General features: G+C 32.5%; 13 protein-coding genes. 6 read left to right on the top strand and 7 right to left on the bottom strand.

Translation table 11 applies throughout. The features are described 5' to 3' along the window. Window positions 1–10: 10 nt before the first annotated feature. Window positions 11–1,303 (bottom strand): aminopeptidase P family protein, encoded by a 1,293-nt coding sequence (locus ACFQ0S_RS01655; protein WP_379752540.1) that lies wholly within the window; start codon window positions 1,301–1,303, stop codon window positions 11–13. Between the two features lie 26 nt (window positions 1,304–1,329). Continuing rightward, window positions 1,330–2,691 carry a hydroxymethylglutaryl-CoA synthase family protein gene (locus ACFQ0S_RS01660; protein ID WP_379752542.1) on the bottom strand — a complete coding sequence of 454 codons (1,362 nt, stop codon included), beginning with the start codon at window positions 2,689–2,691 and terminating at the stop codon, window positions 1,330–1,332. 370 nt (window positions 2,692–3,061) lie between these two features. Here ACFQ0S_RS01660 and ACFQ0S_RS01665 point away from each other — a divergent pair, with 370 nt between their 5' ends. The 4 genes from ACFQ0S_RS01665 to ACFQ0S_RS01680 all read left to right on the top strand — a co-directional run bounded on the left by ACFQ0S_RS01665 (window position 3,062) and on the right by ACFQ0S_RS01680 (window position 7,493). Next, window positions 3,062–3,730 (top strand): succinate dehydrogenase cytochrome b subunit, encoded by a 669-nt coding sequence (locus ACFQ0S_RS01665; RefSeq protein WP_379752544.1) that lies wholly within the window; start codon window positions 3,062–3,064, stop codon window positions 3,728–3,730. A 14-nt stretch (window positions 3,731–3,744) separates the two neighbouring features. Then, window positions 3,745–5,745: a fumarate reductase/succinate dehydrogenase flavoprotein subunit gene (locus ACFQ0S_RS01670; protein WP_379752546.1), complete on the top strand. Its 2,001-nt coding sequence runs from the start codon at window positions 3,745–3,747 to the stop codon at window positions 5,743–5,745. 61 nt (window positions 5,746–5,806) lie between these two features. Next, on the top strand, window positions 5,807–6,553 hold the full coding sequence (locus ACFQ0S_RS01675; protein ID WP_379752548.1) for a succinate dehydrogenase/fumarate reductase iron-sulfur subunit: 747 nt from the start codon (window positions 5,807–5,809) through the stop codon (window positions 6,551–6,553). A gap of 172 nt (window positions 6,554–6,725) precedes the next feature. Then, window positions 6,726–7,493 (top strand): amidohydrolase, encoded by a 768-nt coding sequence (locus ACFQ0S_RS01680; RefSeq protein WP_379752550.1) that lies wholly within the window; start codon window positions 6,726–6,728, stop codon window positions 7,491–7,493. On the opposite strand, the gene ACFQ0S_RS01685 is transcribed toward ACFQ0S_RS01680, so the two are convergent. Both ACFQ0S_RS01685 and ACFQ0S_RS01690 read right to left on the bottom strand, forming a co-directional pair. After that, a complete protein-coding gene (locus ACFQ0S_RS01685; protein ID WP_379752552.1) occupies window positions 7,477–9,075 on the bottom strand; it encodes an Ig-like domain-containing protein in 1,599 nt (532 codons plus the stop codon). The genes ACFQ0S_RS01680 and ACFQ0S_RS01685 overlap by 17 nt on opposite strands. A 177-nt stretch (window positions 9,076–9,252) precedes the next feature. Beyond that, complete coding sequence (locus tag ACFQ0S_RS01690; protein ID WP_379752554.1) at window positions 9,253–9,942, bottom strand: ComF family protein; 690 nt, start codon at window positions 9,940–9,942, stop codon at window positions 9,253–9,255. Window positions 9,943–10,021: 79 nt separating this feature from the next. Here ACFQ0S_RS01690 and ACFQ0S_RS01695 point away from each other — a divergent pair, with 79 nt between their 5' ends. Then, entirely contained in the window at window positions 10,022–11,569 is a 1,548-nt protein-coding gene (locus tag ACFQ0S_RS01695; protein WP_379752556.1) for a glycine--tRNA ligase, read from the top strand. Window positions 11,570–11,620: 51 nt separating this feature from the next. Here ACFQ0S_RS01695 and ACFQ0S_RS01700 read toward each other — a convergent pair whose 3' ends face one another. The 3 genes from ACFQ0S_RS01700 to ACFQ0S_RS01710 form a co-directional block, all read right to left on the bottom strand. After that, on the bottom strand, window positions 11,621–12,160 hold the full coding sequence (locus ACFQ0S_RS01700) for a hypothetical protein (RefSeq protein ID WP_379752558.1): 540 nt from the start codon (window positions 12,158–12,160) through the stop codon (window positions 11,621–11,623). Window positions 12,161–12,492: 332 nt separating this feature from the next. Beyond that, complete coding sequence (locus ACFQ0S_RS01705; protein WP_379752560.1) at window positions 12,493–12,999, bottom strand: hypothetical protein; 507 nt, start codon at window positions 12,997–12,999, stop codon at window positions 12,493–12,495. A 205-nt stretch (window positions 13,000–13,204) separates the two neighbouring features. Further along, the gene (locus tag ACFQ0S_RS01710) at window positions 13,205–13,342 is read right to left on the bottom strand and encodes a hypothetical protein (RefSeq protein ID WP_379752562.1); all 138 of its coding nucleotides are present in this window, start codon (window positions 13,340–13,342) and stop codon (window positions 13,205–13,207) included. Here ACFQ0S_RS01710 and ACFQ0S_RS01715 point away from each other — a divergent pair. Then, window positions 13,330–14,310, top strand: coding sequence for a LytR/AlgR family response regulator transcription factor (locus tag ACFQ0S_RS01715; protein ID WP_379752564.1), 981 nt, complete (start codon window positions 13,330–13,332; stop codon window positions 14,308–14,310). The genes ACFQ0S_RS01710 and ACFQ0S_RS01715 overlap by 13 nt on opposite strands. The last annotated feature ends 116 nt before the right edge of the window (window positions 14,311–14,426 follow it).

Genomic DNA, 14,426 nt, shown 5'->3' on the forward strand with positions numbered 1-14,426 from the left:
AAAGAGATTCCTAATGGTTCATCAAACTCTCAATTTCTTCCACTTCTATTGGAATATTTCGCATTAAATTAAAAGGTTCGCCGCTAGCTTGAACGACAACATTATCTTCTAGACGAATACCAAAACCTTCCGCAGGAATATAGATTCCAGGCTCAACGGTAAAAACCATATTGGCTTGCATGGGTTCGTGAAGCAATCCGTAATCGTGGGTATCTAAGCCCATATGATGCGAGGTGCCATGCATAAAATATTTTTTATAGGCTGGCCAATCTGGGTTTTCATTTTGCACATCAGCTTTATCTATTAATCCCAAACCAAGGAGTTCTGAGGTCATGATTTTCCCGACTTCTACATGATATTGTTTCCAAAGCGTCCCAGGAGTAAGCATTTTGGTTGCTTCGTTTTTAACTCGTAATACAGCATTATAGACTTCTTTTTGTCTTTTTGTATAACGACCAGAAACGGGTATGGTTCGGGTTAAATCGCTGGAATAATTGGCATATTCTGCAGCAACATCTAACAAAATCAAATCGCCCGCTTTGCATTGTTGGTTGTTTTCTATATAATGCAACACATTAGCATTGTTCCCGGAGGCAATGATAGGCGTGTAGGCAAATCCTTTAGAACGATTTCGAATGAATTCGTGAATGAGTTCGGCTTCGATTTCGTATTCCATTACGTTTGGTTTTACAAAAGCGAGTAGTCTTCTAAATCCTTTTTCAGTAATATCGCAAGCTTGTTGAATCAAATCCAATTCTTCACTTTCTTTAACAGAGCGAAGCCGTTGCAAAATAGTGTTGCTTTTTGCCACTTGATGTGCTGGATATTTGTCCTTCCACCATTTTACAAAACGCGCTTCACGGGTTTCTGTATCTATAGTAGCACGATAATGTTCGTTGGTGTTGATGTACATGATTTCGGAATAGCTCATCAATTCGTTGAGTATTTTCTCAAAATCGGGTAACCAATACACCGTTTTTATTCCAGAAACTTCAAAGGCGCGCTCTTTAGTTAGTTTTTCCCCTTCCCAAATGGCAATGTGTTCGCTGGTTTCTTTTAAAAAAAGGATTTCACGTTGATTTTCGTATGGCGCATCGGGAAAAAGCAACAAAATACTTTCTTCCTGGTCTATGCCAGACAAATAAAAAATATCCCGATGCTGCTCAAACGGTAAAGTGCTGTCGGCAGACACGGGATAAATATCGTTGGAATTAAAAACCGCCACACTTTCTGGCTTCATTTGAGCCGTGAATTTGGCGCGATTTTTTATGAATAATTGTCGGTCAATTTGATGGTATTTCATACTAACGAATAAATTAGAATACAAATCTAATCAATCCATTTGTAATAACGCGCACCAATTAGATTCGGAATTTGATTTTCTATTCGTTCTAAAATCCATTCGCTTTTAGGTTCTCGAATACTTTGTTTTTGTTCTTTTTTATGAAGTTTTTCGTAGGTTTCAAAATCGATTTCAGTACTCTTTTCTAAGGTGTCGAATAGATTTATATTTGTAACTGCCGATTTCCATTCCGATTGAATGGTTCCTTCAAACACTTTCGATTTAGATCCGCTTCCGTATGCAAGAAAACCAAATTTTTTGGATGATACGTCTATTTTATTGTCATAAAAATGAGCTAAAGTAGATAGTAATCCCATAAAAATAGAGCCAGTGTATAAATTTCCAATTATAGAAGAGGCGATTTCGGCGGGCTGTAATTTTTCAGTCACAAAATTTTTGTACGCTTCTGATTTGCTAATTTCTTTTAATTTATTTTGATATTGCTCAGAAGTTTCATTTCCAGAAATAATTGAGTTTTCTGCATCCAAAGCGTAAATTTCAGATAACATCCTTCTGCCTTGAAACGCATAAGGCAAGTGCATTATGATACTTTCCCAAGAGTTGTATATGGTTTTTCGGGAGTTTTTTAATTTTTTAAATAAAAAGTAAGCTTCTCGTGTTCTATCCATGTAACATTGGTTCGAATACTGACCGTCAAAAACGGGTTGGTCTTTGTGTATTTCAATTTCGCTTTCTAAATTGTCAAACCAAGGCTCGTTAATTTCGCTTCCTGAAATTTCTTGTTTCGAAATGGTTCTGAAAGGTTTAAAAAAATCAAAAACACCTTTAGTACTGGTTGCCCAATAATTTTCGAATGCAATAATTTTAGGATTTGAAGCAATTAATAGTGCTATTGCACCAGCACCTTGCGTGTATTCTCCAGTAGAGTTTAAGTCGTATTTAGCAAAATCGGTAGTTACAACAATTGCTTTTTTACTGGGATTTAAAGTTACAAAATCAATGCAGTTTTGCATGGCATCTACACCGCCAATGCAGGCAAAAGTAAAATCGACTACATCACATTCTGACAATGAATTTTCTCCAAATTTTTGTTCCATCAGAGAAACTAAAAAAGAACTTATGGGTTTTGAACTATCAATGGCGCTCTCTGTTCCCACATAAATTCTTGAAATTTCTTCTAAACCAATATTGTTATCTATAATTAAACGAGTCAACGCATTGGCACCAAAAACAACCGTGTCTTGATGCGTATCTGGCAAAGTCATTTTTAGTAATCCTAATCCTTTTTCGAGTTTTTCAGGTTCAATATTTCTTGCATTTGCCAATGTTTTTATGGGTAAATGTATTTTGGCTACATCAAATGCGATGGCATCAATTCCTATTTTCATTTTTATTAAAACTTTTAGGCATTAAAGGTAAAACACAAATTCGAATTGCAATTGTTTTAGATATGGAAAATAATATAGTTTGATATTTTTGCGAATTTTTAATCAATTTTAGCAAAACGTTGTGTATTCGGTAAGCTTTTAATTGTATTCAATGGAATTATAGTAAAATTAACAATGGCTATTTTATATTATTTTTTTATTTTGTTTAATAAATTTTAATTTCATAAAAGCTTAACGATTGTTTTTTAATGACTTAAAGATTTATTATTTAGAACACTTTAAAATAGTTATAAATAAGGGTAAAAAGGTTGTTGTGCAATACTTTTTGATTTATTTTTGTATCACTTTTAAAATAAAATTTTCATTTATTATGGCAAATAATTCTTTACTGAAGTCTTCAATAGCAAAAAAGTTTGCTATGGCGCTTTCGGGACTTTTTCTGATTTCTTTTTTAGCCCTTCATTTTTTTATCAATTTGATGTCTGTTTTTAGTGCCGATGTTTTCAACGAAATGTCCCATTTTATGGGTTACAATCCGTTAATTCAGTTTGTAATGCAACCCGTTTTAGTTGCTGGAGTTATTTTTCACTTTGTAATGGGTTTTGTATTAGAGTTTAAAAATAGAAGCGCAAGACCTATTAAATATACAAATTACAATGGAGCTGCAAATGCTTCATGGGCTTCAAGAAATATGATTCTTTCAGGCTTGGTTGTTTTGGCTTTTTTAGGATTACACATGTATGATTTTTGGGTACACGAAATGACCTATAAATACGTAGAATCAAATCCAATCGTTGAAACACGCTATTTTGAAGAATTGGTACATAAATTTGAAAGTCCTGTTCGTACAGCTTTATATTGCATTTCTTTTGTATTACTAGCTTTACACTTGTGGCATGGTTTCAATTCTTCGTTTCAATCAGTGGGTTTTGATAATAAATTCGCAAAAGGCTTACACAAATTGGGATATACATTTGCAGTTGTAGTTCCTGTTGGTTTTATTTTCATTGCTATATTTCATCATTTCAATCAAATTTAATTCATAAAAATATAATGGCATTAGATTCTAAAATACCTAAAGGTCCAATTTCGGACAAGTGGACAAATTATAAAGATCATATTAATTTAGTAAATCCTGCAAACAAACGTAATATTGACATTATTGTTGTTGGTACTGGACTTGCTGGAGGTTCTGCAGCAGCAACTTTAGCAGAATTAGGATATAACGTAAAAACATTTTGTTTTCAAGATTCTCCACGTCGTGCGCACTCTATTGCAGCCCAAGGAGGAATCAATGCAGCAAAAAATTATCAAGGAGATGGAGATTCCACTTTCCGTTTGTTTTATGATACTATAAAAGGAGGAGATTACCGCTCACGTGAAGCTAACGTTCATCGTTTAGCTGAGGTTTCGACCAATATAATTGATCAATGTGTGATGCAAGGTGTTCCTTTGGCACGTGAATATGGCGGATTATTAGACAATCGTTCTTTCGGAGGAACTTTAGTTGCTAGAACATTCTATGCTAAAGGTCAAACGGGACAACAGTTATTATTAGGAGCCTATTCAGCAATGAATCGTCAAATAGGTCGTGGAAAAATCAAACCACACAACCGTCACGAAATGTTAGATTTAGTAGTGGTTGATGGAAAAGCAAGAGGAATTATTGCAAGAGATTTAGTTACAGGAGAAATCGAACGACACTCCGCTCACGCTGTAGTTATAGCCTCTGGAGGTTACGGAAACGTATTTTTCCTTTCTACTTATGCGATGGGAAGTAATGCAACAGCAGCTTGGAAAATACACAAAAAAGGTGCGTTTTTTGCTAATCCTTGTTACACACAAATTCATCCAACTTGCATTCCTGTTTCTGGAGATCACCAATCGAAATTAACTTTGATGTCAGAGTCTTTGCGTAATGACGGTCGAATTTGGGTTCCTGCAAAATTGGAAGATGCAAAAGCCATTCGTGAAGGAAATAAAAAACCAACAGATTTATCTGAATCTGAAAGAGACTATTACTTAGAAAGAAGATACCCTTCTTTTGGAAATCTTGCACCGCGTGATATTTCGTCTAGAGCCGCAAAAGAACGTTGTGATGCTGGTTTTGGTGTAAACAAAACAGGTGAAGCTGTTTACTTGGATTTTGCAGATGCTATTCAGCGTTACGGAAAAGAACAAGCTTTTGTAAAAGGGTTAGATACAAATGATAAAGCTTTAATTATAAAACTTGGTAAAGCAATAGTTGAAAGTAAATATGGAAACTTATTTCAAATGTACGATAAAATTGTAGATGAAGATCCTTATACAACTCCTATGATGATTTATCCTGCAGTGCATTACACTATGGGGGGAACATGGGTAGATTATAATTTACAAACTACAATACCTGGTTGTTTTTCTATTGGAGAATCAAATTTTTCTGATCACGGTGCTAACAGACTAGGTGCTTCGGCATTGATGCAAGGTTTAGCCGATGGTTACTTTGTGTTGCCATATACTATTGGGGATTATTTGGCTCCAGAAATTAAAACAGGACCAATATCTACTGATTTACCAGAATTTATTGAAGCTGAGAAAAAAGTGAAAGATCAAATCGAAAAATTCATAAATAATAAAGGAACCCATTCTGTTGATTATTTCCATAAGAAACTAGGAAAAATTATGTGGAACAAAGTGGGTATGGCTCGTAATGCAAAAGGATTGTCTGAAGCTATCGAAGAAATAGCTGCATTGCGTGAAGAATTTTATAAAGATGTAAAAGTGCCTGGTACTGCAGATAGTTTCAATCAAGAATTGGAGAAAGCAGGACGTGTAGCCGACTTCCTTGAATTAGGAGAATTGTTTGCTAAAGATGCTTTACATCGTAACGAATCTTGTGGAGGTCACTTTCGCGAAGAATACCAAACTGATGAAGGAGAAGCACAACGCGATGATGAAAATTTCGCTTATGTTGCTGCATGGGAATACAAAGGAAAACCTAGCGATGCGGTTTTACATAAAGAACCATTGGTGTATGAAAATCTTAAATTAGCCACACGTAGTTATAAATAGCAATAAGTCGCTTGTCAAAATTCTTTCGTCTTTCGACAAAACGACTTTCAAACTAAAAAATATGAAACTTACATTAAAAATATGGCGTCAAAGAAACGCTAAAGACAAGGGTAAAATGGTAGAATATCCATTAGATGGCATTGAAGGGGATATGTCGTTTTTGGAGATGTTAGACGTTTTAAATGAAGGACTTATAAACAAAGGTGATGAGCCAGTTTCTTTTGATCACGATTGCCGTGAAGGAATCTGTGGTTCATGTTCTTTATTTATAAATGGTGAAGCTCACGGTCCTGATAGAGGAATACCAACATGTCAGTTGCACATGCGAATGTTTAAAGATGGAGATGAAATAATCATTGAGCCGTTTAGAGCAAAAGCATTTCCTGTAATCAAAGATTTAGTGGTTGACAGAAGCTCTTTTGATAGAATTCAACAAGCTGGAGGTTTTGTTTCAATAAACACTTCAGGAAATCCAGTTGATGCCAATACTATTCCAATTCCTAAACATGATGCTGATAGAGCTTTTGATGCAGCTACTTGTATTGGTTGTGGCGCTTGTGTGGCTACTTGTAAAAACTCATCAGCTATGTTGTTTGTTGCTGCAAAAGTCTCTCAATATGCATTACTTCCACAAGGAAGAGTAGAAGCAACTGATCGTGTATTAAACATGGTGGCTCAAATGGACGCAGAAGGGTTTGGAAACTGCACTAACACAGGTGCATGCGAGGTTGAATGTCCTAAAGGAATTTCTCTTGAGACAATTGCTCGTATGAATAGAGAATATTTATCAGCAAGTTTAAAAGGATAAGCCATTTTGTCATTGCTTCGCTTATTCGAGCTTTGCTCTCGGAACTGACAAAGGAAGAATCTCAAGCGCATCCATTTATTTGGATGCGTTTTTGTTTTTATTTAAATTTAAAATCCTAATAAATCTGATTGATCCTTGTTATCTGTGTGCCATTTTTCAGTAATTTTATAAAATGAAAATCGCACTTATTCAATCTTCATTAGTTTGGGAAAATCCAAAAGCCAATCGAAACAATTTCGAAGAAAAAATCAATGCTATTTCTGAAAAAGTAGATTTAATCGTACTTCCAGAAATGTTTACCAGTGGTTTCACAATGAATCCTAAAGACGTTTGTGAAGCTATGGACGGAGAAACTGTTTTGTGGCTTAAATTGATTGCTAAAGCAAAAAAAAGCGCTATTACCGGAAGTTTAATAATTAAGGAAAATAATAATTACTACAATAGATTAGTATTTGTTTTTCCTTCAGGGGAAATTCAATTTTATGATAAGCGACACTTGTTTACTCTTGCAGGCGAAGAAAAAGTTTATACTTCCGGAATAAAAAAATTAATCATCGATTATTTAGGATTCAAAATTTGTCCATTAATCTGTTACGATTTACGATTTCCAGTTTTTTCTCGAAATACTGAAGAATATGATGTGTTACTTTATGTTGCCAATTGGCCAAAAGTAAGAATTAATGCCTGGGATGCATTACTAAAAGCACGTGCTATAGAAAACATTTCTTATACAATTGGCGTTAATAGAGTTGGTATTGATAATAACAAATTAGAATACAACGGACATTCGCAAATAATTGATTTTTCAGGAAACTATCTCCTTGAACCTCAAGAAAATGACGGCATTTATTATACAATATTACACAAAAATGATTTGTTGGATTTTAGAGAAAAATTCGGGTTTTTAAATGATAGAGATTCCTTTACGGTTTCAGATTAAAGGTTTGCTCTACATCCCAATTGGCTCTTACATCTATTTCTTTTGGGAAATAAATAACTTCTTCTGATTGCTTTTTTTCTAAAAAATTACCTGCATCCCTTACTTTATTTTTATTTTCATCGTAAATAACACGAAGAGTAAATAAGTTAGGTTCAATTAAGTTAAATTCAATGTTTGTGCTAGATTCTGAATATTCTGATGCTAAAACATCGCCTTTTGCATTCGTAAGTTCTATTATAATCGGAAATTGCTTTATATTTTCTAATTTTAATCGGAGGTTGCCATAATCGGAAACATTTTTAGTCTCAAAATCTACAATAAGAGTATCGTTTTGGTGTTCTAAATAATCTTCTAAAGCACCTGGAAATAGCTTTATTTTATATTTTTCTAAGGGCTCCTTTTTAAAATCGAATGCTAATTCCTGATCCCATTCATTATATTTGATTTTAAAAGCAATTGCAGTTGAGTCTTTATTGATCAATTGCATTTTAGAAGTATCAAACTTTACAAGAGGAATAGTGCTTTTTAAAATAAAATTTTCCCGTAATGAAAGAATTTTACTCTGCTTCGGACTAATTACAAGTGTATCGTTTTTTTGTTTTTTTAAGTTAAAAACAAAATCTTTTGCATATTTTCCCTTTGTTACATTTAGCCTTAACGAATCTACTGTATTGTTTTTATACCATAGTTGCACCGAATCTTTTTCCTGAAATTTTGTAATAATTAGAGGAATAAGTTCTTCCTGTTTTTTCAATGTCAATTTTAAATCTTTTACATCGCCTTCATAACCCATTATAGCTCTATTTCCGGAACCTTGTGAAGGTTTACTAGCTTTAAATGTAGGTTGCTCTTTAAATAAAGCCAATTCAAATAGAGTATCATTAGGAATGGTTATTATTTCTTTGTGAAAAGCTATTTTCTCCGTTATTGAATTGTATTTATTGTTGTTGTTTTCGTCTTTTAAAGCTATTAATTGGTATTTACCAGCTTTTAAATTTTCCAGTTTAAAAGTGGTAGCACTATCAAGCGTATTGGTTATATATCTTGGGTTTTCTTTATAAACGGTAGAATCAGTATATTTCGAATTCATTTCATACAGCATCACAGAAACAAACGCATCTGTTTTTTTTTCATAAGAATCTTTTATTATGCCACTAAGCGATAAAGAATCGATATAGGAACCAGTAGAGAAAACATATTTGAATTGTTGATACGGATTCCCTTCATTGAAATCTTTAATGCTTTTACCAAAATTAAGACTGTAGGTAGTATTTGCTTGTAACGAATCGTTAAATGTAATCGTAATGGTTTTACTTGCTGTTTGCGGAGAAATTTGTGGGGCTTTTTCTACCGGAGGAGAAATAATTAATTGTTTGTTAGCATCTTTAACTTCTACATATTCATTAAAAGTAAGTTTAATAGTATTTCCTTTAAAATTAGTAGAATAGTTTTTCGGTAAACTCATTTTTAACACTGGCGCAATAGTATCTTTTATACCACCATCTATTGAGCCTCTTTTGGCACAACTGGCAATAAGAATGAGAACTAATATCAGAATATATTTTAATTTGTTTTTCAACATAATAAATCAAAGATTAAACGCCACAAAATAACAATTATATTTTATAGAAATGAAATATTTTAGCAATCTATTTAAGGTATTGTTATTTTATAAATTAAGCTTTAATTTATTCATTTATAATATTTAATTGTTGAAAATCAATTGTTTAAAATATAATTAGTAGTTATTTACACCAATTTAAGAATGTGACATTGCCATACAAACAATACTAATTTTCGAACCAGGAATTTTCAATAATGCTCGGCTACAAGCTTCAAGAGTCGATCCAGTAGTAATAACATCATCAATCAACAAAAAATGTTTGTTATGGTCTTTTTCGGTAAAATCGGCTTCAAATAGACTTTCAATTATTTCTGTACGATTTAATAAGTTCTTTTTTACCTGTGTCTTTGAATACACGTTTCTCTTTAATATAGATGGATTGTATTCTATTTTTAAATTTTCAGATAAAGCCTGACCAAAGCGAGTCACTTGATTGTAACCTCTTTCCCTTAGTCTTTTTTTGTGAAGTGGAACAGGAATAATTGTGTCGAATGTGCTAGTTATAGGTAATTTATTTAAATCATCAGCATGCCATTGTCCTAAAACTGTTCCAATTTCTTCATGACCACGATATTTAAGACTGTGAATCATTTCCTGAACGATTCCTTTTTTATGATAATAAACTAATGTCGAAGCAAATTCTATAGGAACTTTACCATAAAATTTCTTAAAAGCTTCGTTTTCGGGATTTAAATAATGGTTCGTAAGCGGAATTTCATGTCGGCAAACCGTACAAATCACATCTTCATTGGATAATAAAAAGGCATTGCAACCTGCGCAAACCTTTGGAAAAAGCACGTTTATCAAGTTTTCTATTAGCTGCATTACTTTTTTATGGATAAAAATAAGAAAATCAGTCTTTACAATGTTAATTTAATCACACTTTTTATATTTTTGCATCACTATGGCAAAACAAGAAGATTTATTTAAGAATGTAGTTTCGCATGCAAAGGAGTACGGATATATATTTCCGTCAAGCGAAATTTACGATGGTTTGAGTGCGGTTTATGATTATGCACAAAACGGAGTAGAGTTAAAAAAAAATATTAGAGAATATTGGTGGAAAGCCATGGTTCAGATGCATGAAAACATTGTAGGTTTAGATGCTGCAATTTTGATGCATCCAACTACTTGGAAGGCTTCTGGTCACGTTGACGCCTTTAACGATCCTTTAATTGATAACAAAGATTCCAAAAAACGATACAGAGCCGATGTTTTGATTGAAGATTATGCAGAGAAATTGAATCAAAAAGCCGAAAAGGAAATCGAAAAAGCGAGTGCTCGTTTTGGAGAAGCTTTCAATAGAGAAGAATTTGTTACTACTAATACTCGTGTTGTAGAGTATCTATCTAAAAAGAATGGAATTCTAGCCCGTATGGCAAAATCACTTGGTGATGAAAACCTTGATGATGTAAAAGCCTTAATTGAAGAATTAGAAATTGCTGATCCTGAAACGGGTTCAAAAAATTGGACAGAAGTGCGTCAATTTAATTTGATGTTCGGAACAAAATTAGGAGCTTCTGCCGATTCAGCAATGGATTTATATTTACGACCAGAAACAGCTCAAGGAATTTTTGTAAATTTCTTAAACGTTCAAAAATCAGGACGTATGAAAATTCCTTTCGGAATTGCTCAAACTGGTAAAGCCTTTAGAAATGAAATTGTTGCAAGACAATTTATTTTCCGTATGCGTGAGTTTGAACAAATGGAAATGCAATTTTTCGTGAAACCGGGAGAAGAAATGAAATGGTATGAATACTGGAAAAACACTCGATTAAACTGGCATTTATCGCTTGGTTTGGGAGCTACAAATTACCGTTTTCATAACCATGAAAAGCTAGCTCATTATGCCAATGCTGCTGCCGATATTGAATTTAATTTTCCTTTTGGATTTAAAGAATTAGAAGGAATTCACTCTAGAACTGACTTTGATCTAAAAGCACATGAGCAGTATTCTGGAAAAAAGATGCAGTATTTTGACACTGAAACCAATGCCAATTATACGCCTTATGTAGTAGAAACTTCTGTTGGATTAGATAGAATGTTTTTAGCCGTTTTTTCTAATTCATTAAAAGAAGAAACGCTTGAAGATGGATCATCTAGAACGGTTTTAAAATTGCCTAGTGTTTTAGCACCAACAAAAGCTGCCGTTTTACCTTTGGTTAAAAAAGATGGTTTGCCAGAAGTAGCTAGAACCATTATTGAAGAATTGAAATGGGATTTTAATGTAACTTACGATGAAAAAGATGCTGTAGGCCGCCGTTATAGAAGACAGGATGCGTTGGGAACTCCATTTTGTATTACTGTAGATCACCAAACTTTAGAAGACAATACAGTAACAATTCGTCATCGAGATACGATGAAACAAGATCGAGTTGCAATAGCTGATTTGAAATCGATTATTGAAAATGAAGTATCTATGAAAAATTGGTTGATGAAAACTAAATCATAAATTTGAAACAATATACATCAAAAATGCTTCTTATAGAGAGGCATTTTTGGTTTAAAATCGATAGCCAATATTCAAATCTCCTCTAAAAACTGCTTCTGGAGCATTATTTGAGTTTCCAATAGTTCTCCCTACACCCACAAGTAATTCTAAAACAAAACCTGAATTATTTACCCATTTCTTCCCTAAAGATAATCCTAAAGCGGCTGCACTAAATTTTTTCTCGTCTTCTTCATTATAAATATATATTGAAACATATTTTCCAGAATAATATTTTGCAAATCCCTCAACAAAAAATCCATATGCGCCATATTCTTTCGATTCTTGAAAATAGAAACGAGCAAAAGGAGTCAAAGACAAGTCTTCTGAATAATCGCTATCAGTATTTAAATTCAATAAAACAGAACTTCCAAACGTAAAATCTTTAGAATAAATATATTCATATGTACCTTCGAATATTGGACCCGCTAAAAGTTTAATACCGCCAATTTTTATTTCGTGTTTTCTACTTATTAGTTTCTTTTCTTTAGAAGCATCTTGACTAAAAGCTAAAGACCAGAAAACCAAACTATATATTAAGAATATTTTTTTCATTTTTTTATCAAATATAACGAATAACTTTTTACTTTTTTTTATATTTCAAACAATTTAAAGTTATCTTTTTCTGGCGCTTTTAATTATTTTTTCATTAAAATCAGAAAAACTTTTATTAATTACATTTTCTTGTTTTTCAAATTCAATAAGTGGTCTGTTTTTATGTTTTGGAAAAGTTTTATTCAATAATTGTATAAAAATGCTCCAGTGATTATCTGAAGCAGTTAATAACGATTCTAATGCAATGATGTGTTTTTTAAGTTTAGTATGTTCGTTACCTTGTTTTTTTTTATTTTTTCTTGCGAACCAAACTGTATTTTCAACATAACCGATTATTTTTTAAATTGTTCAAGCCATTCTGCTAAAGGGAGTTTTTTTTCCTCAACAACGGTTTCAATAGCATTTAGCTTTTGTACCCTCTCTTTTTTAGTATTTTGCTCAACGCTTGTCATTTTTTTATTAATAGAATCTAATTCAAGATATGCTTTGATATTTTTAATCATATACCAAGCTGATTTTTGAGTAATTTCTAAGGTTTTTCCTAATTCAATAGAAGTAATTGATTTTTGTTTGACTGATATGAGCCAAATTGCTATAAACCATTTCTGTAATTCAATTTTAGAATTGTAAAAAATAGTGTCGTTTTTTGCATTAAAGTATTTGCCTGTAGTTCTGCAACGGTATCGGTTTTTTTTACAAACATAAACTTTAGAATTGGCATCAAAAGGACTGACAACAATTCCATTCCATTTTAATGTTTCTAAATGATTGAGACACGCTTGCTCGTTAGGAAAAGCTTTTATAATTTCTGAAATACTTTTAAAATCGGTATTAATCATTACAAAGTTGGTTTTAATTTAATTTACACAAAAATAATAAAAATTGTGTATTTTAATATATAAATCTTTAATGATACCAACAAATTCAATATTCTAGTTAATTAGAAATGCAGTTTAACGAATTTTTTTGCCGATCGCATTTTATTATTAACAATCAACATGATTCTATTAACAATAATTAACAATAACCAACAAATGCTGTAAATTAGCCGTCTGATTTGTACGTTTTAATGATTTTTTTCAATAATGGTATGATCACAAACCCCAAACCTACTTTTAAATCATTTACCTCTTTGTGCTTTGCTAAATAGTATTTAGGAAAAGCAATTAATGAAGCATTCATTCATCATTTTAGACGATGATCCAATCAGTATTATGAAGACCCGCGAAACCCTGGCGAGTTTTCAAAATCTGCATTTAGTTGCGTCTGCTTCAAATTATGATGACGGTCTTAATTTAATCTTAGAGCATAATCCTAGTATTGTTTTTTTAGAAACAAACCCAACAGATACAACTAGTAATTTGTCATTACGATTAATTGATGAATTGCATAGGTATTTAAAGGTTGTTCCTAAAATTATTGTAACAACAAGTTCTACTACGCAGGCTTTCGATGCCATTAAGTATGAAGTTTTAGATTATTTAATAAAGCCTGTTTCAAAAAGTGAGGTAAGAAAAAGCATATTAAAATTTGAAAAGGTAATTATCGATGTCCCTCAGGTTTTTAGTCCTTCAACAGCACCACCAGAGGCTTTTGCTCCAATTATAGAAACTAAAACAATAGAAATCCCAATTGTTGAGGCTGTAATCGATAATGCTACTCTTGAAATTGAAGAAGAAGCTATATCTGATAACGGTTCTGAACATGCTGAAACTGAAAATAGACTAGATGAACCTTTAAGTATTGTTAATCAAGAGCATCCATCAATTCCTGTTATTGAGCAATTTCGTAAAGAAGACAAACCATTAATTATTTGTGTTAAATCTTACGGAGACTACCGATTTATAGAAGCTAAAGACATTTGTTACCTTCAGGCAGACAACAATTCAACCGATATTCATTTGTATAATGGCGAAATGATTACCGCTTTTAAAACCTTGAAACATTTTGAAGGTGTTCTTGCCTCTCCATTTGTTCGTATACACAATAGCTATATTGTAAACATTGATTATGTATCTAGAATACATACGGGCAATGCTGTTTGTTACATTAAGAACACAACCACCAAACTTCCGTTCTCTAAATCTTATAAAGAAAATGTCGATTCTATCATAAATAGTATCACAAATGGCAATTATTTAGAAATTTAGAAAAACCATCCACACAGATTTGACATTCATTCACTATCAAACAATACCATTCTACCAAAAACACCACTAAACACGGTGCTTAACAGAGACTCTATATATACTTTTACAATGTGAAT

This window comes from Flavobacterium myungsuense (genome assembly GCF_042677265.1).
Lineage (GTDB): Bacteria > Bacteroidota > Bacteroidia > Flavobacteriales > Flavobacteriaceae > Flavobacterium > Flavobacterium myungsuense.